Origin of the sequence: Paenibacillus sp. LHD-117, assembly GCF_030929555.1 — a bacterium.
In the GTDB taxonomy this organism is placed as follows: domain Bacteria; phylum Bacillota; class Bacilli; order Paenibacillales; family Paenibacillaceae; genus Pristimantibacillus.
The window spans coordinates 24,151-45,137 of sequence record NZ_JAVFVT010000033.1; the positions used below are offsets into that span (position 1 = coordinate 24,151).

Annotated in this window: 14 protein-coding genes; 9 read left to right on the forward strand and 5 right to left on the reverse strand. The window is 54.8% G+C overall.

The window, feature by feature from the left end:
• Positions 1-111: 111 nt before the first annotated feature.
• The 4 genes from RB620_RS22450 (at position 112) to RB620_RS22465 (ending at position 4,434) form a co-directional block, all read left to right on the forward strand.
• Positions 112-1,407 (forward strand): ABC transporter substrate-binding protein, encoded by a 1,296-nt coding sequence (locus tag RB620_RS22450; protein WP_308098277.1) that lies wholly within the window; start codon positions 112-114, stop codon positions 1,405-1,407.
• A gap of 55 nt (positions 1,408-1,462) precedes the next feature.
• Entirely contained in the window at positions 1,463-2,293 is an 831-nt protein-coding gene (locus tag RB620_RS22455; RefSeq protein WP_308098279.1) for a sugar phosphate isomerase/epimerase family protein, read from the forward strand.
• Positions 2,294-2,319: 26 nt separating this feature from the next.
• On the forward strand, positions 2,320-3,423 hold the full coding sequence (locus RB620_RS22460; protein ID WP_308098281.1) for a Gfo/Idh/MocA family protein: 1,104 nt from the start codon (positions 2,320-2,322) through the stop codon (positions 3,421-3,423).
• 99 nt (positions 3,424-3,522) lie between these two features.
• Positions 3,523-4,434, forward strand: a complete 912-nt coding sequence (locus RB620_RS22465) for an EamA family transporter (protein WP_308098284.1) — start codon at positions 3,523-3,525, stop codon at positions 4,432-4,434.
• 130 nt (positions 4,435-4,564) lie between these two features.
• Here the strand turns inward: RB620_RS22465 and RB620_RS22470 are convergent, their stop codons facing one another.
• Together RB620_RS22470 and RB620_RS22475 are read right to left on the reverse strand one after the other, a co-directional pair.
• Positions 4,565-5,788, reverse strand: a complete 1,224-nt coding sequence (locus tag RB620_RS22470) for a stalk domain-containing protein (RefSeq protein WP_308098286.1) — start codon at positions 5,786-5,788, stop codon at positions 4,565-4,567.
• 120 nt (positions 5,789-5,908) lie between these two features.
• Positions 5,909-6,451, reverse strand: coding sequence for a hypothetical protein (locus RB620_RS22475; protein ID WP_308098288.1), 543 nt, complete (start codon positions 6,449-6,451; stop codon positions 5,909-5,911).
• 125 nt (positions 6,452-6,576) lie between these two features.
• On the opposite strand from RB620_RS22475, the gene RB620_RS22480 reads away from it, so the two are divergent.
• Positions 6,577-7,155 (forward strand): TetR/AcrR family transcriptional regulator, encoded by a 579-nt coding sequence (locus RB620_RS22480; RefSeq protein WP_308098292.1) that lies wholly within the window; start codon positions 6,577-6,579, stop codon positions 7,153-7,155.
• A gap of 48 nt (positions 7,156-7,203) precedes the next feature.
• On the opposite strand, the gene RB620_RS22485 is transcribed toward RB620_RS22480, so the two are convergent.
• Entirely contained in the window at positions 7,204-7,632 is a 429-nt protein-coding gene (locus RB620_RS22485; protein WP_308098294.1) for a GNAT family N-acetyltransferase, read from the reverse strand.
• Positions 7,633-8,438: 806 nt separating this feature from the next.
• Positions 8,439-8,714 carry a hypothetical protein gene (locus tag RB620_RS22490; RefSeq protein WP_308098296.1) on the reverse strand — a complete coding sequence of 92 codons (276 nt, stop codon included), beginning with the start codon at positions 8,712-8,714 and terminating at the stop codon, positions 8,439-8,441.
• A 205-nt stretch (positions 8,715-8,919) separates the two neighbouring features.
• Between RB620_RS22490 and RB620_RS22495 the strand changes: the two genes are divergently transcribed.
• From RB620_RS22495 to RB620_RS22510, 4 genes are all read left to right on the forward strand, one after another.
• Positions 8,920-10,503, forward strand: a complete 1,584-nt coding sequence (locus tag RB620_RS22495) for a plastocyanin/azurin family copper-binding protein (RefSeq protein WP_308098298.1) — start codon at positions 8,920-8,922, stop codon at positions 10,501-10,503.
• A 13-nt stretch (positions 10,504-10,516) separates the two neighbouring features.
• The gene (locus tag RB620_RS22500; protein ID WP_308098300.1) at positions 10,517-11,146 is read left to right on the forward strand and encodes a cupredoxin domain-containing protein; all 630 of its coding nucleotides are present in this window, start codon (positions 10,517-10,519) and stop codon (positions 11,144-11,146) included.
• An 83-nt stretch (positions 11,147-11,229) separates the two neighbouring features.
• Positions 11,230-11,802 carry a sigma-70 family RNA polymerase sigma factor gene (locus RB620_RS22505; protein ID WP_308098302.1) on the forward strand — a complete coding sequence of 191 codons (573 nt, stop codon included), beginning with the start codon at positions 11,230-11,232 and terminating at the stop codon, positions 11,800-11,802.
• Positions 11,799-12,545, forward strand: coding sequence for an anti-sigma factor (locus RB620_RS22510; RefSeq protein WP_308098304.1), 747 nt, complete (start codon positions 11,799-11,801; stop codon positions 12,543-12,545). Before RB620_RS22505 ends, RB620_RS22510 begins: the two co-directional genes overlap by 4 nt.
• A 129-nt stretch (positions 12,546-12,674) precedes the next feature.
• On the opposite strand, the gene RB620_RS22515 is transcribed toward RB620_RS22510, so the two are convergent.
• On the reverse strand, positions 12,675-20,981 hold the full coding sequence (locus RB620_RS22515; protein WP_308098306.1) for a glycoside hydrolase family 94 protein: 8,307 nt from the start codon (positions 20,979-20,981) through the stop codon (positions 12,675-12,677).
• Positions 20,982-20,987 lie beyond the last annotated feature (6 nt).

The following is a 20,987-nucleotide window of genomic DNA, read 5'->3' on the forward strand; positions in this document are numbered from 1 at the left end:
AGAGCAAATTTGTCCACCTAAACAGTCAATGCGATGAGTGTCGGAGCGTTGGACCGCTGAACTACAATTGGGCTTGTAACCAAACAAACGATAAAGGGGAGGCAAGGCAGGATGAAAAAATGGCTAACGGCAATTAGCGCGGTGGCGCTGGCAAGCTCCTTATTGGCGGGCTGCGGCGGCGGCAATGAAGAGTCTGGGAATGACGCGGCAAGCGGGGAGAAGCCGGCGGGCGAAGTAGTGACGATCAAGATTATGAACTTCAAGGTCGAGATCGCCGAGCAATTCAACAAGCTGAAGGAAGAATACGAAAAAGAGCATCCCGGCGTCAAGCTTCAAATCGATACCCTCTTGGGCGGAGACGACTACAATACGCAATTGAAAGCGCGTTTCGCTTCGGGCGAAATGCCGGATATATTCAACAACGAAGGTTACAACCAGATGGACGCATGGGTCGAATATTTGGAGGACTTGTCCGATCAGCCTTGGGTGGAGCACGAGATCGCTATCGCGAAAGAACCGACGACAAGAGACGGCAAAGTTTACGGCATGCCGGTCGGACTTGAAGGGCTAGGCTTCCTGTACAACAAGGACTTGTTCGCCAAGGCGGGCATTACCGAGCTGCCGAAGACGCTGTCGGAGCTCGAAGCGGTTTCACAGAAGCTCCAGGCGGCAGACGTGGAGCCGTTCGTCAACACGTTCGACACGTGGTTCGGACTGGGCTTCCACAATTTGAACAACGCGTTCGCGAAGCAGTCGGATCCGAACGCCTTCATCAAGGGCTTGGACGAAGGTACGGCAACGATCGCCGATAACGCCGTCTTCCAAGATTGGACGAATCTGTTCGACGTCTTGATCAAATACGGCAACAAGAACGCGTTGACGACGGATTACAATACGCAATCCACGCTGTTCGCCACCGGCAAAGCGGCGATGAGCCAAGGCGGCAACTGGCTGCAGCCCGTGCTGGACAAGCTGAATCCGGGAATGAACGTGGGCATCCTGCCGATGCCGATCAACGAAGACGGCGCGGCAAACGACAAATTGTTTGTGGGACCTGCCAACAACTGGGTGATCTACAAAGACTCTCCGGTGAAGAAGGAAGCGAAGGAGTTTCTGAACTGGCTTGTCTCCTCGGAAACCGGCCAGAAGTATTTGACCAAGGAATTCAAATTCATTCCGGCGTTCTCGAATATTAAGACGGATCCCGCGGATCTCGGCGCCGTCGGCGCGGAAGTGCTGAAATATATTGAAGAAGACAAGGTTCTGGGCTGGCATTGGGCCAAGTACCCGGACGGGGCGGCGCCGGAATTCGGTTCGTCGATGCAGAAGTACATTTCCGGCAAAATCGACAAGGACGCGATGCTGGGCGAGTTCCAGGCTGCATGGGACAAAATGAAATCCAGATAACATCGGCATAAGGAAGCTTCAAAATCATTTTTAATTATTTTAGGAGGTCATATCGATGAGCTTACAAATTGGATTGCAACTTTATTCCGTACGGGACGAGCTGGAGAAGGATTACTGGGGAACGCTGGAGAAGCTTGCCGCTATCGGCTATCGCAATTTGGAGATCGCGAATCACAACGCGGATGCGGGCCTCGAGCCGAACCCGACCGAGCTTCGGAAACGGCTGGATGCGCTGGGGATGAAGGTTGTATCGAGCCATATCCATCCGCTTGACCGTTACGAGGAAATTATCGCTTACAACAAGGAGCTTGGCAGCACGGCTATCGCGCTCGGCATCGCCTTCTTCAAGAACAAGCAAGAAGTGCTGGAATGCTGCGAATTGCTGAACCGCCATGGCGAAGCTTACAAAAAAGGCGGACTGGACTTCTACTATCATAACCATTTCCAAGAATTCCAAAAGTTCGACGGCGAATATGTGATGGACATTATTCTGAACAATACAGACAAGGATCTCGTCAAAGTCGAATTCGATACGTATTGGGCCGTACGGGGCGGCGTCGATCCGATCGCTTACCTGAAGAAGCTTGGCGACCGCTGCGATCTTATTCATCAGAAGGACTTGCCGGCAACGGCCAAACCGGCGAACTTGCTGGAAGTGACAGGCGAAGACGCCGACATTACGTTCGATCGGTTCCTGGAGCTGCAGCAAGCCGACCAGTTCTCGGAAGTGGGCGAGGGCTCGCTCGATATCGCGGGAATCATCGGCGCGGCTCGCGAGATCGGAGCTGCCAAGTATATCTTTGTCGAACAGGATCTAACGACTCGCAACCAACTGGAAAGCGTGGAAATCAGTTACCGTAACATATCAAGACTGTTCGAAGCTTAAGCGGATAGATAGGAGGAGAGAGTTGCATGAGGAAAGTGAAAGTAGGCATCATCGGCTGCGGCAACATCAGCCCGATTTATTTCGAAGCGGGGAGCAAATTCGACATTATCGAAATCGCAGCTTGCGCCGATTTGGACCTTGCGAGAGCGAAGGAGCGGGCGGAACAGTACGGCGTGCCGAAAGCGTGTACGGTCGACGAGCTGCTCGCCGATCCGGAGATCGAGATCGTCGTGAATCTGACGATTCCTCACGCCCATGCGGAAATTCATCTCCGGGCACTCGAAGCAGGCAAGCACACGTACGGGGAGAAGCCGCTTGCGGTTACGATGGAAGACGGGCAGCGCATTCTGGCACTCGCAAAGGAGAAGAACCTGCTTGTTGGTTCCGCCCCGGACACGTTCCTCGGCGGAGGCATCCAAACCTGCCGCAAGCTGATCGACGACGGCTGGATCGGCAAGCCAATCGCCGCAACCGCGTTCATGTTATATTCGGGACCGGAGAGCTGGCATCCGAATCCGGGTTTTCTGTACGAAGTCGGCGCAGGACCGATGTTCGACATGGGGCCTTATTATTTGACAGCCCTGGTCAACCTGATCGGACCGGTCCGCCGCGTATCGGGTTCGGCTCAGATGACATATCCGGAGCGTACGATCACGAACGACATTGACTACGGCAAAAAAATTCCGGTCGAAGTTCCGACCTATATCGCGGGCACGCTCGACTTCGAGAACGGGGCGGTTGGCACCATCATTACGAGCTTCGACGTCTGGGGATCGAAGCTGCCGCACATGGAAATTTACGGTTCGAAAGGTACTTTAATCGTTCCCGATCCGAATACGTTCGACGGACCGGTCTACGTGAAACGGCATAACCAAACCGAGTTCATGGAAGTGCCGCTGACGCACGGCTTCACGGAGAACAGCCGCGGACTGGGCCTTATGGATATGGCTTACGCGATCATCAATGGAAGAGAGCATCGCGCGAACGGCGAGATGGCCTATCATGTACTCGAGCTGATGCACGGCATCCACATCTCCTCGGAGCGGGGCATGCACTACACTGTCGAAAGCGGCTGCATGCAACCTGCTGCGCTGCCGACCGATCTGCCGAGGAACGGGCTAGACGGCTAACTCTGATTTTAAGATGGATAAGCTTTGAACCGGAAGGCAGGGTTCCGTACGCTCGCGGCGGAAATCCTGTCTTTTGTTTTGGATAGGAGGGGGATATTGGTGGCTCAGAGGTATGCGGTATTGCTGGTTGTCATCGCATCCGTATGCTACGGACTGCTTGCGACCTTAACGAAGCTGGGGCTTGCGGGCGGACTGCATGTGGGTCAAATCAATGGCGTTCAGTTCATCTTCGGCACGATTCTGCTTTGGGGAACGGCCATATGGAAGCATCGGCATTGGCAGAAGCCATCGTCTCGGGCGATCTTGAAGCTGCTTGCGGTCGGCACGCTTATGGGGATGACAAGCGCGTTCTACAATGCGGCCATTCAGTTCGTGCCGGCTTCCATCGCCGTTGTTCTGCTGTTTCAATTCGTCTGGATCGGCGTGTTGTATGAGTGGATCTTTCGGCGCGTTGCGCCGAATGGTCAAACGCTCGTTTCCATTGCGATCTCAATCGTAGGGGCTTTGTTCGCCGCCGATGTGTTCCACGGAAAGCTCCTCCAGATTTCGCCTGCAGGGGTATTGCTGGGCCTTGGAGCAGCATTCTCATACGCGGGGACGCTCTACACAAGCGGGAAAGTCGCGATGGAAGTGAGCTCCTGGCTGCGCGGACCGATCATCGCGACGGGGGGATTGGCATTCATTTTGTTGCTTTATCCGCCTGTTGACCTTTTTAAGGGGGCGGCATGGGGCGGGTTTTGGCCGTTGGCCGGATTGCTTGCTCTTCTGGGCATGCTGGTGCCGACGCTGTGCCTGATGTTCGGCACGCCGCCGATCAGCACCGGACTGACTACCGTGCTGGGATCGGCGCAGCTGCCGGTATCGGTCTTCATGGCATGGACGATATTCGCTGAGCGGGTGTCCGGGCCGCAATGGCTCGGTGTTGGTCTGATCATCGCGGGAATCGTCGTCGCGCAGTGGAATCGAGAGGCTGGGGGGAAGCCGGCGGGCGGAAGCTCCTTACGAATGTAAAGGCGATACTTGGAATAAGGCAATTAAGTTAGGAAAAAGACCGGTCCGAAGGGCATTTGACTGCCCTTCGGACCGGCTTCCTTTTCCCGATATGATTTATCGCTCGATGGTTTGCTCCTTGGCTGTTCTGCTAAGACGCTTTAGCTCCAGCCGCTTGCAATGCCTGAACAAGCTCGTCAAGTTCTCTCCACTTTGCAAGGTATAACAGGCGATCAAGCAAATCTTGCGATAACACGCTGAGATCGGCACCGTGTTCTACAAGCGCCGCCACGTTCTTCATGGCCACCATATCCGGATTCCAGCTCGCCACTTCGCTTGCGGTGACGAGAATAGGAACGTAGTGTTCGCCATGTTTTTCGCGGATCGTATCATCTAACGATAAGTCATAGAATTGAATATTCGTTCCGGATACGAATACCCGTTGGAATACGATAGCATTGGGGTCAAATCCGCTTTCTAATAGAAATAATACGACTTCATGATTAAAAAAGGAGTACTTCACGGCATTGGCCAGAATATCCGGCGTCTTCTCGGCTCCGTAATCGAGCAGCAATTGAACGATTTCGAGATCTACCGGCTTATCGACTTTAACGCTGTTGCCAGCCGCATCGAATGCGGACACTTTCCAATTCTCCGTACTGAACAGCAACGGCATATCCTTTAGAAGCGTGGCATTCGGCGAAACCCCTAACTTCAACAGAGCCTCGACCGCGTATTTATGGCGATGGGAGATCGCGTTCATCAAAGTAAAGTCGGAAGCGGAGCCAGCAGCGATAATAACGTCGATAATCGCATTAGAACGATTGTATTGAAGAGCCAAGAGTAACGCGTAATCGCTATTTTGAGGATTCAACAAAGGTTTTAATTGCTCTGGCGTCACATCGGACCGGGCAATCACTTTCTTAAGATCGCCTTCAACGGCTTTCGCCGTTTTCACGATAACCGTTCTGGAAACGGAATCCCATTCGACCATGCCCCCGAGCGATTCGCTCACGAAACGCGCCGATACATAGGTGACGCCCTTCTCTACAAAAGGCGTTTGGGCCATGACCGTGTCTTCCCCGTCAATCTTGGCATTCTTGGAGCCGATTTGCAAAATAACGGTCGTCTGATCTTTGGTTGCCGTAATCGTCTTGGTTGCCGGATCATATTGAATGGTTGCCCCGAGCGCTTCGAAAAGATTGCGGAATGGCACCATGACCGAACCGTTCTTCATGACTGGCGCGGACGAGAAGGATTGTTTCTTTCCGTCGATGGTAACAGCGATGCCGGGCACTGACGGAGCCGCTGCGGAAACGGATGCTCCGCTTACTAGCAGCAGCAAAGAGATTACCAAACATAGTGTTCTTTTCAAATTCAAATCTCCTGACTCTAGTTGGAATAGGTTGTGATGTCGAATAATCACCTATTATGCATTATACTGTCGCAGGAATATTTAAGTAAATAGTGGATATTTTTAGGGAGATCAAGATCGCTAGAGTTGTTGTTTCGCCTTTTTAGGCCACAGGCTGAAGCTGAAGCTATACAGGAAATCGAGACCGACAACCAGCGACCATAGCCGGAGCGTGCCGAGCAGGTTCTCCGTCCGTCCGGCGTCGTCGACATACCAGATCATGCCTAGCAGCACAAGGCAGCCGATCGTCCAAGCGAGCAAGTGATGGAACCACATGCGCCGTTCGTAAGCGGCATGTTCGGCTCCGTGTTTGGGCTTCGGAGTCGGAGCAGGCCCGCCCGCGAACCGGTGAGCGAACCGTGCGTCAGCCCATGCAATCATTTTGTGGCCGTAGGCGATGGACACGCCGATATAGATGGCCGAGAGGCCGTGGATCGGCGTGGCGGTCGCTCCGCCTCGCAGGTCGAGGACCGTGGCAATGATCAGGATCAAATCGACAATCGGCGTCAGGATGAGCAGCGTTGCTCCCAGCGTCTTTTGGCGAAGCAAGTAGCGACATGCAAGTCCGGCGAGCACGAGTACCCAAAACCCGATCTCGCACCCAATAATAAAAGCGGTAATCATCAGCGTCGTTCCTTTCGTGATTCCATTTTTAATAATACAACTGTACTATAAAAATCGTTGATTTCATTTTCGCACAACTGTATTAAAAAAGCAATCCATGATACACTAAGGACATGCCAAAAATCGTGAATCATGATCAACGCAGGGAACAACTCGCGGAAGCGGCTTGGCGCGTGATACGCCGGGAAGGATTGGAAGGAGTATCCGTGCGTAGCGTCGCGGAAGAAGCGGGGATGTCCCTCGGTTCGCTGCGACATTATTTCGTCACGCAATCCGAGCTGCTTGCTTTCTCCATGCGGCTTGTTTCCGAGCGTGTAGAGAAGAGAATACGGAACCGCGTAAGGAGCGAGGATCTGCGACAGGATATCGAGGCCATCATACGGGAGTTGGTGCCGCTCGACGAGGAACGTCTGGCCGAATGCGAAGTGTGGCTCGCGTTCATCGGAAGCACGCTTGCATATCCGAGCTTGCGCGCTTTAAGCGAAGAGGTGCACGACGCGTTATACCATTTGTTTCGCGAAATCGTAGACGCCCTCATCCATTTGAAGCTGGCGAAGCCGGGCCTCGACGCGGGCCTCGAAGCGATGCGGCTGCACGCCTTGGTGGACGGACTCGTCGTTCACGGCGTGATGCGCGCGCGGAAGGTGACGCCCGATGAGATTACGCGGACCGTGGCGTATCATTTGGATAGCATAATGAAATAAGAACCCACCTTCGGCGGTCAACCTTAGGGCGGGTTCTTGCTTTTCTGCTCACGTTATTTGACTTTCATGAACGACGCCGAACATGCCGGTCATTCCTTCATGCTTATTGAAACCGAATCGATTATAAAATGACTCTTTCCCGCTGGATGAAAACAATCCAATAAATGATTTTTCCGGTGCGTTGCTCTTTAAGAAATTAGTGATTTCAATCATGATTAAATTTCCAATCCCCTTATTTTGATGCGAAGGAACAACGGCTACGTCTTGAATATAGAAGTAGATTTTTCCGTCCCCAATTACTCTGCCCATACCAACGATTTCATCATCCAATAGGATAACCACACCAAATAACGATTGCTTTAATGATTCTTCCGCAACGTCAAAGTTCATGAAGTCTCTCCAGCCAACAGCGCAACAAACGGTTTCATATTCGGCTAGAGTCGGCATTCTTAAAACGGCTTTGTATTCGTTGTTCATATCGTTCACCTGCTTTAATTTAGTTCAATTATTTTATATTCGGTTATGTTTTGATCCAAAAACGAGGCTTCTATTTTCGAGGGAAGCTCGTCTATGCCAATCTTCACGATCAGCTCCTCTTTTACTTCTTCGTCGCTAACCGCCATGTCGAGGCTGTCGATTCATTGTGAACAATTTGATTTTCTGCTTGATGGGAATTCAGGTTGGTAAGTGGGGGCTTTCCACCCGCTTCTAACGGTTGCCAGTGCGCTTATTTCGTCTTAAACGCCATTCCCAAAATTGTAAGGGTTGCCAGCGAGCTTATTTCATCGAAATCAGCCCCATTATGCCGTTTTAGTGCCAAATAAGCTCCACCACAACCGTTATAATTTCAAACCAGCCCAAAAGACGCATTTAGCCTCACTGACAACCGTTACAGAATCTAACACACGACTCGTGGCCACTACCACGACGATTGGAGTCGACACGTGTTGTCCACATTAAATCGACAGCCTCATGTCGCTTGTTATTTCCACTAACAGTTTTCCTTTATCTTTTCTAATCTCGGCTACAGGATACGTATACATGCCTGATTTGCTTAGATTCGAATAGAGAATTACATGGTTATCATCCTGAATAAAATAGATATTCGGTTCAATAAGCTGTTTAATGGTTTGTTGCACCTGGGGGGTTAATTCCTCGAAAGTCGTTTGTTCGTAATTGATCTTGCTTGATTGATTATGAACGATGAGATACGAAATAAAAACAATAGATAGTAGGATGAGGACGACAAGCGAGACGACGCTTCTTTTCATTGGTTTCCCCACTTATTCCACATTATTTTTGTTGTAGATTCTTTCCATCCAATTCCAAGTCCAAAATCCAAATGGTATTCCAACAATCGAAAAAATGATTAATGAAGTAAAAAGCGAATTCATAAGTTCTTTGTTGAAAATAATTGCATCATTATCCAAGTATGATGTCAGTAATGTAAATAAAATTGCAGTAGGAATCCCCCATCCCAAAATTCCATTTACAATAATATAATTTCTTTTTCCTTTAGCTCTTATTTTGGCCCATTTGTTTTTTTGATTTTCTTTCACTTTTAAAATCCTCGCTTTCGTCTGCGTGAATACCACGGGATCTTGGTTATAACCCGAATTATAATGAGCGCCGTAAGGGAAAACAAGATCGGAAGGCGGTCAAATGACGGTCATCTCAAAATAAATTGCCCCGACGATCAAACCGATTTGACGGCTCGTTCGTTACCTCCAATGGAAACGCAAAATACGAAGGAGGTAATGATTTATGAAAGCCAAAAAAATAATGCTCGCTTTCTCTGCCATCGTCCTATGTTTGAGCTTCATTCTCGCATTGGGCGCATCAGCCGAGGAACAGACTGCAAGAACCGTGAAGACCGATGCCGAAACCGCCGCAGAGCTTGGCCTGCTGCTGGGCGACGGGAATGGCGTGAACGAAACGTACTTAGCCAAAAAATCAAACAGAATGCAAGCCGCCATCATATCTCTTCGACTACAAGGCCTGCTGGATGAAGCCATGGCCTACACCGGCACCGGCAATTTCTCTGACGCAAACAAGGTCAGCAAAACCAATCAGGCTATTCTCGCCTACCTGAAAAACCATCCGGAGCTCGGCTGGTCCGGCATCGGCAACGGCAAATTCGATCCGCTTGCAGGCATAAGCTCCAAACAATTGTACAAGGTACTGCTCGAGATCGCGGGTTACAAATCGGAGAAAAACTTCCTCTATGCGGAGACGGAGACGTTCGCCGGGGAGAAGGGTTTGCAGCAAATTGCGGGCACGGCATCCCTGACGAATGCCCATATCGCAACAGCGCTCGTCGAAGCGCTGAACGTTGCTACGTCCGGCGGAACATCGCTGTTCGCAGAATTGCAGGAGAGAGGCGTAATCGCGGAAACCGCCGCGCTGCCCGACGATCAAATTCGGCTTGCAAAGAGCGACAAGGTGGGGACGTACTTCACCGACCAGAATGGGCGTGCGCTTTATTTCTTCACGAAGGATGCCGAGGACCCGAATTCCTGCCAAGGTCAATGTCTCGTGAACTGGCCCGTATTTTACGCAGAGAATCTCCAAATTCCGGGTCAATTGAATCCGGACGACTTCTCGGTGCTCACGCGCTCCGACGGAACCAAGCAAACGGCCTACAAAGGCTGGCCTTTGTACTACTTTGTAAAAGATGCGGCAGCAGGCGATACGCTAGGCGAAGCTGTCGGCGGGGTATGGTTCGTGGCCAAATCCGACTATGCCGTTATGCTCGGCACCTCCGTGGAGCTAGGTAATTACTTGACGGACGATCAAGGACGCACGCTGTACTACTTTGATAAAGATACGCCGCAAACGAGCGTGTGCGAAGGGACATGCCTTGCAAACTGGCCGGCCTACGAGGCAGCTGGAGCAAGCGCCATATCGACATTGCCGGCTTCCGATATCGGCTCCATCACTCGCCCCGACGGGTCCAAACAAACGACGTACAAAGGGTATCCGCTGTATTATTTCGTCAAGGACACGAAGCGCGGCGATATACTGGGCCAAAATGTAAACGACGTGTGGTTCGTCGTCGACCCGGCCAAATTTACCGGAACGACCGCGCCGCAGGTCAAAACATACCGCATCGATATTAAAGAATTTTCGTTCGGAACGGAGCCGCTGACGGTTGAAGCCGGATCCCAAATCATCTTCACGAATTTCGACGATATGAAGCATAACGCTGTCGCGCTGGACGGCGCCTTCGAAACCCCGCTGCTCGCCAAAGGAGAATCTTTTACGATTAAACTGGATAAAGCCGGAACGTACAATTATTACTGCGAGCCGCATGCGAAATTTATGACCGGTCAAATCATCGTGAAATAATTGGAGGTCCTATATGCGAAGACAGACTCGGGTATTCACGCTTCTCCTCCTTGGCTTGTCCTGTCTCGTCATCTTGTCAGCTTGCGGATCGAATGCGCCTGAAGAGCAGCAAGCGAATACGGCTTCGGCATCTCCCGTTATTTCTTCGGAGCCGACGCCGGCAGAAACGCAGGAAGCGACAATCGCGCCTACTGATTCTCCCACACCGGATAAAACGGCTTCGCCGACAGCCAAGCCTTCCGGCAATGCGCATGAGGGCGGACATTCATCCGGCAATGATGCCGGCGCAAAAAATACAGAGGCGCCGCCTAAGCAAACGGCAACCCCGAAGCCGAAGCCTTCGGCAACACAGCCGGCGAAGGAAACGCCATCCGCTAAGCCGGAAGGACAGGTGCATATCGTGGAAATTGTCGATTTTGCCTACTCGCCAGCAGAGCTGACCGTCAAACCCGGGGACAGCGTCAAGTTTATGAATAAGGATCAAATCGGCCACACCGCTACCGCTGATGACAAAACCTTCGATACCGGATCTCTCGACCTGGATGAGTCCAAGGTAATTTCCTTCACCGAAGAGGGCGAATTTTCGTATTATTGCCTGCCGCATCCGGGGATGAAGGGGACGATCATCGTCGAAGCCGAATAATCGAGCTGAGGGAAACCGTTTACGGTTTCCCTTTATTTTAGTAAGATGAGATTTATTTAAGCCTGTTCTGGAGGCCGACTGGTATGCGGGATCTATCCGATTATGAGCTTATGCTGCTCATCAAGAAAAAACAACATAAAGCGCTCGCTATTTTATATGACCGATATGCGACACTTATCTATTCCTTTGCCATGAAAGCGCTGAAGGATGAGCAGGCGGCCAGAGATACCGTCCAATCGGTGTTCATGCGGCTATGGACGACCGAATCGGACTACAATCCCGACAAGGGCCGGTTCTCCAGCTGGCTGCTGACGATAACCCGCAACTTGACGATTGACTGGCAGCGGAAGGAAAGGCGGGAAAATGCGGGGCTTGTCCCTCTCGAGCCGGAGCAGTTGGAGCGAATACCGGATGAATTCGCGGTATCCCCGGAAGAAAGCGCCATGAAAGGTACGCAGAGGGAGAACATTCGCAGCGCTTACCGGCATTTGTCCAAGCAGCAAATTATGCTTCTTGAACATTTTTATTGGCAGGGCTTCAGCTTAAGCGAACTGGCAACGATCTATAATCAGCCGCTCGGAACGGTCAAGAACCGTCTGCATCAGACATTAAAAATATTACGAAGACATCTTCTGGCGGAAGGGGAGGGAACATGATGCGTGACAATGGGCAAACACAAGTCTGCGACATGTGCCTGGATTATATATCCGGCGTATGCTCTGACGAAGATAAACGAGCATTCGAGCGCCATCTTCCTGACTGCGCCGACTGCCGAGCTGACATCGAAGAGCTTCGTCTTGTATGGGAGGCGTTCCCGGATCATATGGAACGAATCGAACCGCCGAAGGATTTGAAGAAACAAGTGATGGATGCCGCACTAGCCGCGGACGGGAATCGGAAGCCAGCAAGCAGACGGTCCTCTGCGAAGCGTCGGATGACCCGAGCATTCGTCGCTGCTGCCGCGCTTATTTTTATCGTAGGCTCTGTCTGGAATTATGGCTTGTACCGGGAACGGATGGCGGCTCCGCTTCCTATAGAGCAAGCCTTAAACATTCCCGCAGCGCAAATCGAACAATTGGTTTCGCTGAAAGCAGAGGATTCGGAGCCCGCCCGTGCCTATGGCGTCGCCTGCATCGTCAACAACGGACAAAGTAAGCAGTTCATCGTCTATGTATTCGGAGCGCAGGCTACGGTCGACTCGCAAGCTTATCAGGTGTGGCTGCTGCAGGATGGTCAGAAAAGGAGCGCAGGCACCTTCCGCGTTGACGAGAAGGGCATCGGCGTATTGGCAATGCCGATCGCGTCAAGCAGCCTGACCTTTGATTCGATCGGCATCACCCTCGAACCGGATGACCGCGGCGACCAGCCTCGCGGCGACAAAAAGTTCGGCTCCGTCTAATGGATAAGCACCCAATCGCAGAAGCAGCCCCTTCAGGTTTATGACCTTTGGGGGCTGCTTCTCTGTTTTATTCCGCTTCTTGCACTTTTCAGGGGCCTCAACGGCATACAGTTCTTTCAGCAGGGAAACTTATGTCAGCTTGATCGAGACGACGCGTTCGCCGCCATTGTCTTCCAGCTTCATAAAGGATTCGGGCCCGGCTTCAAGCTCGAATGAAGCGACTTCGTCATACTCGCGTCTGAAATCCAGCAGGTAACGTGTCCCGCCGAACCGGTAGGCAACCTTGAAGCCAGGCCAGTCGGAAGGCACGCATGGATTCAAGATCAGCTTGTCGCCTTGCTTGCGAATGCCGAGAATCCATTCGATGCCGCTCTGATACATCCAGCTGGATGCGCCGGTATACCAGGTCCAGCCCGCATGTCCCTGATGCGGCTCGGCCGTGTACACATCTGCGGCCATGACGTATGGCTCGCCATAGTAGGTTCGTACCTCGCGGTCGGTTCGCGTATGGTTGATGGGATTCAGCATGCGGAACAGCTCGAAAGCCTTGTCGCCGCGGCCTAGCTTGCTCCAAGCGACGATGCTCCAGATGACGCCGTGCGTATACTGCGCGCCGTTCTCGCGAATGCCCGGCGGATACCCCTGGATATAGCCGGGACTCGGCTCGGTCCGGTCGAACGGCGGCGTCAGCAGCCTCGCGACAGCCATCTCGCGATCGACCAGCTCGCGGTCGAATGACTGCATCGCTTGCAGCGCCCGATCCTCGGGCGCAGCGCCGGAGATGACGGACCAGGACTGCGCGATGGCGTCTATTCGGCATTCCTCATTATAGAGCGAGCCGAGCCAGGCGCCTGCGTCCGTGAATGCTCTACGGTACCATTGTCCATCCCAGCCATGCTTATGGATGGCGTCTGCAAGCTGGTTCCGTTCGCGCAAATATTGCTCACCTCGCGCTTCATCCCCGCGCATTAAGCACAACGGCTCAAGCCGGCGCAGCACTTCGCACAGAAACCAGCCCAGCCAGACGCTTTCGCCGCGGCCTTCGTCGCCGACAAGATTCATACCGTCGTTCCAGTCGCCGACGCCGATATGAGGCAAGCCATGCTCGCCGATCCGCGACAATGATTTGTCAACGGCTCTCATGCAATGCTCGTAGACGGTTCCGCTATGTTGCGATCGGATTGTCTCCTCGTAGCGTTCGTGCTCGCCTTCCCTTAATGTGTCGCTTGTAATGTAAGGGGCAATCTCGTCCAGAATCGAAGCGTCTCCCGTATGCTCGATGTATCGGCTGACGGTGTACGGCAGCCAGAGCAGATCGTCCGAGAACAAGGTGCGGATGCCGCGGCTTGTCTCCTCATGCCACCAGTGCTGCACGTCTCCTTCCTCGTACTGGTGGGACGCGCTGAGCAGAATTTGTTTTCTTGTCAGCTCCGGTCTGGTGTGGAGAATGGCGAGGGAATCCTGCAGCTGGTCCCGGAAGCCGAAAGCGCCGCCCGCTTGATAGAAGGCCGTGCGCGCCCACATCCTGCAAGCGAGCGATTGATACAGCAGCCAGCCGTTCAGCAGAATGTTTGTCTCCTGGGAAGGCGTGTCGACGACGATCTGGCCAAGCGTCTCCTCCCAATATCGCGAAGTCTCCTGCCAAGCTTCGTCACAACTGCTGGCGATGGCGTAGCGCCTGGCGAGCTCGGCGGCGTGATTACGGGAGGTGCCGCATCCAAGCAATACAATCACCTCTGTCTTCTCGCCTGCCTGCAGGATCAGCTTGCGCTGAACGGCTCCGCAGCTGGCGTAGTGAACTCCGGCTTGCTTATCCAGTCGGGTGCGTGACAGTGCGGCTGGCTGGAGCACGCTGCCGTTGCGACCGATGAAGCCGAGCTGATCGGATGTCCAAGACACTTCCTGATCGTCGTCATCGCCCTGTTCCGTGAAGACGCCTAGGAAAGGAGTCGCTTCCCGGAAAATTTCCTGATAGCGGTTCTGCGCAGTCAAGATTTCGGCATCCTCGTCCCATTCGCTGGAGATGAAGGAGGCGTTGCTCTGTCGCTGCACGCCGATCACCCATTCCGCGTAATACGTAACCGACAACTTCCTAGCCGCTCCGGAATCGTTTCGCAGCTTGAGGCGCATGATTTTGACGGGATCCTCCATTGGCACGAACATCGAGAGCTCATGACGGATGCCCCCGCGAACATGCTCGAAGACGGTGCTGCCAAGGCCATGCGTGACGAGATACGGCGCTGGATCCTCTCCGGCTGATGGCGTCAGCGCCCACGCTTGTCCTGTATCTTCGTCTCTTAGGAAACCGAGCTCGCCGGGCGGGTCGAGCACAGGATCGTTCGACCACGGAGTCAGCTTGCACTCCCGGCTGTTGCGCCAGAATGTATAACCCGTGCCAAGCTCCGATACGATGGCTCCGAAGCCTGGATTGGACAACACATTGATCCATGGAGCGGGAAGATGATTACCGCCTTTGATCAAGAGCTTGTATTGCTTGCCGTCCGGCGTGAATCCGCCCCATCCGTTGTAGAACAAGACGTCCCGGGGATTGAGGGAGACGCTGCCGGATGTCCCCACAAGATTCCGTGAATGGTCTTCGGGAGTCCGGAGAAGCGCATGCTCCGTATTTTCGGCTGCTGCTGTGCCGGCGCGAGCCTTCCTGCTCGGTCCACGCTCCGCTGCTCGCTTCAGTCCCCGCACCCCTTCGCCCGCCTCGCCGCTGCGCCGAAGCAGCTTCAACTGGACAGCCAAGGACGGTCCGTTCGCCCTCAATGTCAATCGAGCGACGGCAAGAATAAGCGTCAGATTGTCTGCCGACAGCTGCATGGCCGGGATGACCACAATGCTGCCATGACCAGCTCCGAATCGGTCTATGCCATGCTCCACAGCTCGGCTGAGCGCATCCTGCAGTTCCTGTTCATAACCTTCCTCTGATCCATTGAGGAGAGCAAGGTCGAAGCGAATGCCGAGTCTGCGCAAATATTCATGTCCCGCCAGCAGCTTCATGATGAAGGGCATCCGACTGCGGTTGTCGATCTCCGCGGCGACGAGCGGTCTGTCGCCAGAGATGCCGAACGCCCACAGCCCTGGCTGCCCTTTGACATTCGCTTCTATCCGCAAGCTTCGGTCGCCGCTGAGGGGAGGCGTATAGAGCACCTGAGCTGCTAGCCGCTGGAAGACGAAGGCGTCCGCCAGCTCCAGACCGAGGCTGCGGAGCTCGATGCGGCTGCGAGTCCATGCGAGCTGGAAGGCTCGCTCCACGGCCTGCGGCTTCGTCAGGCTCGCTGCCGCCTCCAACGCGACTTCTCTGGTCGAAGCCACAGAGGTAACCGCGTAGAGAACGGCTTGACGTCCCGGTTCAATCCCTACTCGCCTGCGCATGACGAATGCGGGATCGGCGACGGAGCCTGTTTTCCCCTTGAGGCGAGACCGAATGCTCTGAGGCTCCTCTAGGCGGTAGCCGCGTCCAATGAATGCCGCACGATCGGTCTCGAACTCCAGCCCGCCGACCGTCGCTCCTTCCGCGGAGAGGGAGTGGGCTGCCCATAGCGCTTGATCCTTCGCCTCGCGCGTGCGGCGGCTGGCAACGAGACAGCCGCTGCGCTCTTCATATGCTGTACGAATGAACAGCTTGCTGAACGCAGTGTGGGCATCATCCGCGATGGGATTCGCCAGGGCGAGCTCCACGAAGGTGGTCACTTCCAGCAGCTTGGGCTCGTTGCTGTTGTTCGTCAGCGTAATGCGCCGGATCTCCGCATCGCTCTCAGGCGACACGCATATTTCCATGCGAGCCGACACGTCATCGAAGCTTTGTTCGAATGTCGCTTTGTCAGGCTCGAACCGGACGCGCAGATGCTGAGTTTCAATGCGGCTTGGCTGGAAGGAGGGGGACCATAAGCTGCCTGTCGAGACATCTCGAATATAGATGAAGGAGCCCCAAGAATCCCGCACAGGATCCTCTCTCCAGCGCGATACCGACAGGCCTTCGTAGCTGCTGTAGCCGCTGCCGCTTGCCGTTATGACGGTACTGAAGCGTCCGTTGGATAATAGGCATGCCTCCGGCGTGGCCGTATGCGGCGAGGTGAACTCGCGAACCGCTTCAGTCGTCGGCTCGTTCTTCTCGCGCTCCTCCTGCAGCCGATGCAGCGCGGGATGGCGAATCAACTTGGTACGCACCGGGATCCGCTCTTGCAGCAGCAGTTCGGCGGCGCGCACCTCCTTGTTCCGGTGAAAGCGGTCAATCATGGAATGAGGCAATAGCAGGTTGGCCAAGGTGAGCATGCTCATGCCTTGATGATGCGCCATGAAGCTCTGAATGACGGCATGCTTGCCGTCTTGCTTCAGCCGGCGGGAAGTGAAGTCCAGCGCTTCATAATAGCCGTATCGGCCGCGTCCTCCCATCTTCTCCATCTGATTAAGCGCGTTCATCCCTTCGACGCGCGCGTAAGGAAGGGCCATAATCGTAGCGTACGGAGCGAGGACGAGATCCTGCTCCAGCCCGCGCTTGAAGCCTAGTCCCGGTACGCCGAATGCGCGGTATTGATAGTTCAATTGATGATCGAATGCGTAGTAACCCGACTCGGAGATGCCGAACGGTACGCGCCGCTCTCTGGCGTATTGAATCTGACGGTCGACCACGGCCTTGTAGGTACTGTCCCAGACGGTATTCCGATAGGTGCGCATAAGCAGCCAAGGCATCATATATTCGAACATCGTGCCGGACCAGGAGAGCAAGGCGGGCTTGCCGGCAACCTTGGTCATCGTCCTGCCAAGCGCGTTCCAATGCGAGACGGGCACCTGTCCCATGGCGATGGCGACGAAGCTCGCTTGCCGCGCTTCTGAAGCCAGCAGGTCATACAACACCTCGTCGCGCTCGCGCCTGGCGACGTGATAGCCGAGCGAGAACAGGTTGCTTCGCGAATCGTGAAGCGGACGGAAGTCGGGATTCCGCACCAGCGCGTCGATGCGGCCCAACAAGCGATTGCCGCGGTTCATAAGCTCTGAACCGCCTCGCGAACCAAGCTCGTCGGCGAACGCGACCTCGAAGCGGCCGCCTCCGTAGCGGTTCGGCCCGTCTTCACGGGTACTGCCGGCGCTGCCGCCCCAGTCGACTCGCATCCACTCCAGCAGGCCTTCCTTGACCGCTATAAGCGAGGCGACCAGATTGCCGGAATCGACCGTCGAGACATACACGGGCAGGAGGGGAGCAAGAGATTCGGTATCGTACCAATTGTAGAGATGGCCTTCCCACTTCTCCAATCGTTCTATTGTCTCGATCGTCCGATCCAGACGTTCCACGAGCCCCGCCGTATCGATAAAGCCGAAGTCTCTGGCTGCGACCGCGCACAGCGCGTACATCCCGATATTGGTAGGGGATGTACGGTGGGCGACGCCTCGGTCCGGTTCAAACTGGACATTGTCCGGCGGAAGCCAATTGTTCCTCTCCGTCACGTAATCCTCATAGAAGGACCAAATGTCGCCAGCTAGCTTGTGAAGCTCCTCACGCTGTTCCTGAGAGAATTCGGATTCGACTCGCTCGGGGGACCTATCAAGCCATTTCACTGCAAGCGGAGCAACACACCATAGCAAAGCCAGAACGAGTCCGATCGTCGTTACTGCTGTCGATATCCCAGGCATCAGAAGAACGCTTGCCGCCAGGAGCGCGGTTAACAGATAGCCTCCAGGCAGTCCCGACAGGGGCGGCGCTCCCTTGCTGTCCGCAAGCCTCTCGACCTCAGCCTGGTTCGTCCATTCCAGCAGCCGGCGCCTTGACAACAGCAGCCGATACAGTGTCCGCATAATGGCGTCGAGCAGCATGGCGCTTTGGAAGGGGAGCGTCAGAAGGGTGAGGCAGACATGGGCGGCTGTTCGCAATAGAGAGGAAGGACGGCGAATCCAGTGCGAGACGGCCAGCAGCGCGCGAAATACCGGAAGCAGCATCGTTAGCAGCATGATGACATACCATGCCATGGCCGAACCGGGGAGCGATCCCGCAAGCAGCAGCATAGCCAGCAACGCGGGCTGCAACAAGCTTCGGCGCATATTGTCGGCAATCTGCCAGCGCGTCATGAGCGACAAGACGGTCGGGATGCGCTTTCCGCGAGCGTTGCGCGCAGACTTGGCAAGCCACGGCAGCAGCTGCCAATCTCCTCGCGTCCAGCGATGGAGCCTCTTCTGCTGCGATAGGAACGTCGGCGGATGATCGTCGATCAGCTCGATATCCGACAGCAGGCCCGCCCGGAGGAAGCCGCCTTCCAGCAGGTCGTGGCTGAGCACTGCGTTCTCCGGGATTCGTCCCCCCAGCACGCAGTGGAAGACATTCACGTCAAATATGCCTTTGCCCGTGAAGATGCCTTGACCGATGGCGTCCTGATAAGGGTCCGACACTGCAAAGGCGTAAGGGTCGAGCCCAGGCTCCGAGGCGAACAACGCCGTCAATCTGGACTTGCGCGCGCTCTCGTACGTCATTCCGATCCGCGGCTGAAGCACCCCGTAGCCTTCAACGACCTTCTGGCCGCTTTCATCGAGACGCGCTCGGTTATAGGGCAAGTGAATCGCGCCGATCATGCGGCGCGCGCTTTCCAGCGGGAGTCTCGTATCTCCATCGAGCGTGATGACGTACTTAATATCGCCTAGCTGACTTTCGTCGCCAGTTACGGCATCGAAGCTGGTATGCCGGTCGCCTCTCAGCAGCTTGGTGAATTCCTCCAGCTTGCCTCGCTTGCGTTCCCAGCCCATCCATGTCCGTTCCGACGGGTTCCACAATCTCTTGCGGTGGAAGAGATGGAAGGAGGCGTCGGGGTATTCCCGATTGAGCCGCTCGATACCCGATTCAGCGGCGCGAATCAGCTCGTCATCCTCCGGCAGCTTCTCCGTCTCGGCGTCCTGGAGATCGCTTAATATGCCGAAGCGTACATGAGGTTCCCGGTTGGCCAGATAGTGCAGCTCCAGCCTGTCCAGCGTTGCCGCAATATGGTCTACCCGACTCCAAATGACGGGGATGACAACCATCGTGGCCGCGTCTGCCGGCACACCCTTAGAGAAGTCGTAGCGAAGCAGCCGATCGGGTCTGGTGACGCGTTCGATCAGCCAATGCACGGCTGTTACCGCCCACTCGCTGGCGGGAATGAGAAGCACCGCGATGGCAAGCGCCAGACTGCCGGCAGTAACGGGCGCATCCAAGCCGCCGACGGTGATCGCTAGAGAAGCGGCCAGCGCGGTCAAAGTGCCTAGCGCGATGAGCTGCATGTATAAGCCCGAAGCACGCCGCTTGAAGCCTGCCTGCGGCAGGGCGCCGGTCTTGCCGCATAGCTTGAGAGCAGCCTGAAGCAGCCGCATTCCGCGTGAGTCTAGCAAATAATAGGCAGCGAAGCATTGTCTTGGCGGCAGCTGCATCGCCTCAGACTCCACGGCAGCCTCCGCTTCATGAACCGAGCTGGCCTCATTGGCCAGTCTTACGGCTTCTGACGCTACCAGATTCTCCGGCACGGCCATCCTGCGGGCGAGGAGCTCAACGCGATAGCGCAGCGTGTGGCGGCTTCCGCCGTCCAGCCGGGGATAATCCCCCGCATGTTCGGTACGAAGCGTCCGTTCAATGATGCTGATGCGCTCGAAGAGCTCGCTGAAGTCCCAGCGGGAGAGCTTCCTTAAGCTGCTTATGACATTGCCGGCGCTGACTTGGTACTCGGCTTGCAGTCTGTATTCGTATGAAAGGATGGAGTCCAGATCTTCAGGCGAGTTCTCCAGCTTGCAGACCAGCCATTCCCCGACATGGGCGGTATCTTCCGCATGTTCACGCAAATGTTTGATCAGATGGACGATCATTGCTCCGGAGAGAGGCAGCTCCAAGCGTTCCGCGTCAAGGGCGGCTTTGAACGTCTCAGGTGTCAATTCGGAAGCGGATATGCCCGCCAGCATTCTGTCCACCTGAGCGCAGACCGCGCGTCGTTCCTGAAGCGGCTCCACGATAGAAGACAGCCTGCGAATGAGCTCCATCTTGAGGAAGAGCGGCAGAGACCAAGCTTCTGCCGCCGTAAGGACGGAGATCTCCTGATAAGCGTCCAGATAATCGGCGAACAAACTTTCGTCCAGCACTCCGTCAACGTATTCCAGATAAGATTCGCAGAGGGAAGCCGTCCGAGTTCTGGCGCCTGCTCCCAGCGTCGGCAGCCGCTTGGCTGGCAACTCCGTCAGCGCTTCTTGGATTTCTCCAAGCTCGGCTTCGAGAAACTCGGAATGGTCGAGGAGCCACTCATCTGCAGGTTGTCCGCAGACAGCGTTCCCGTCATTTAATTCGGCGATATATGCGCGAAGCTCCCGTATATCTTCCTCCATTCGGTTCCACAGCGCTGCCGAAGAGATCCTTTTGCCACTGGGATCATGCTCCAGAGCGAGCTTGTGGGCGTGCTCCCGCATTTTTTCCAGATTCATTCCCATTTTTTG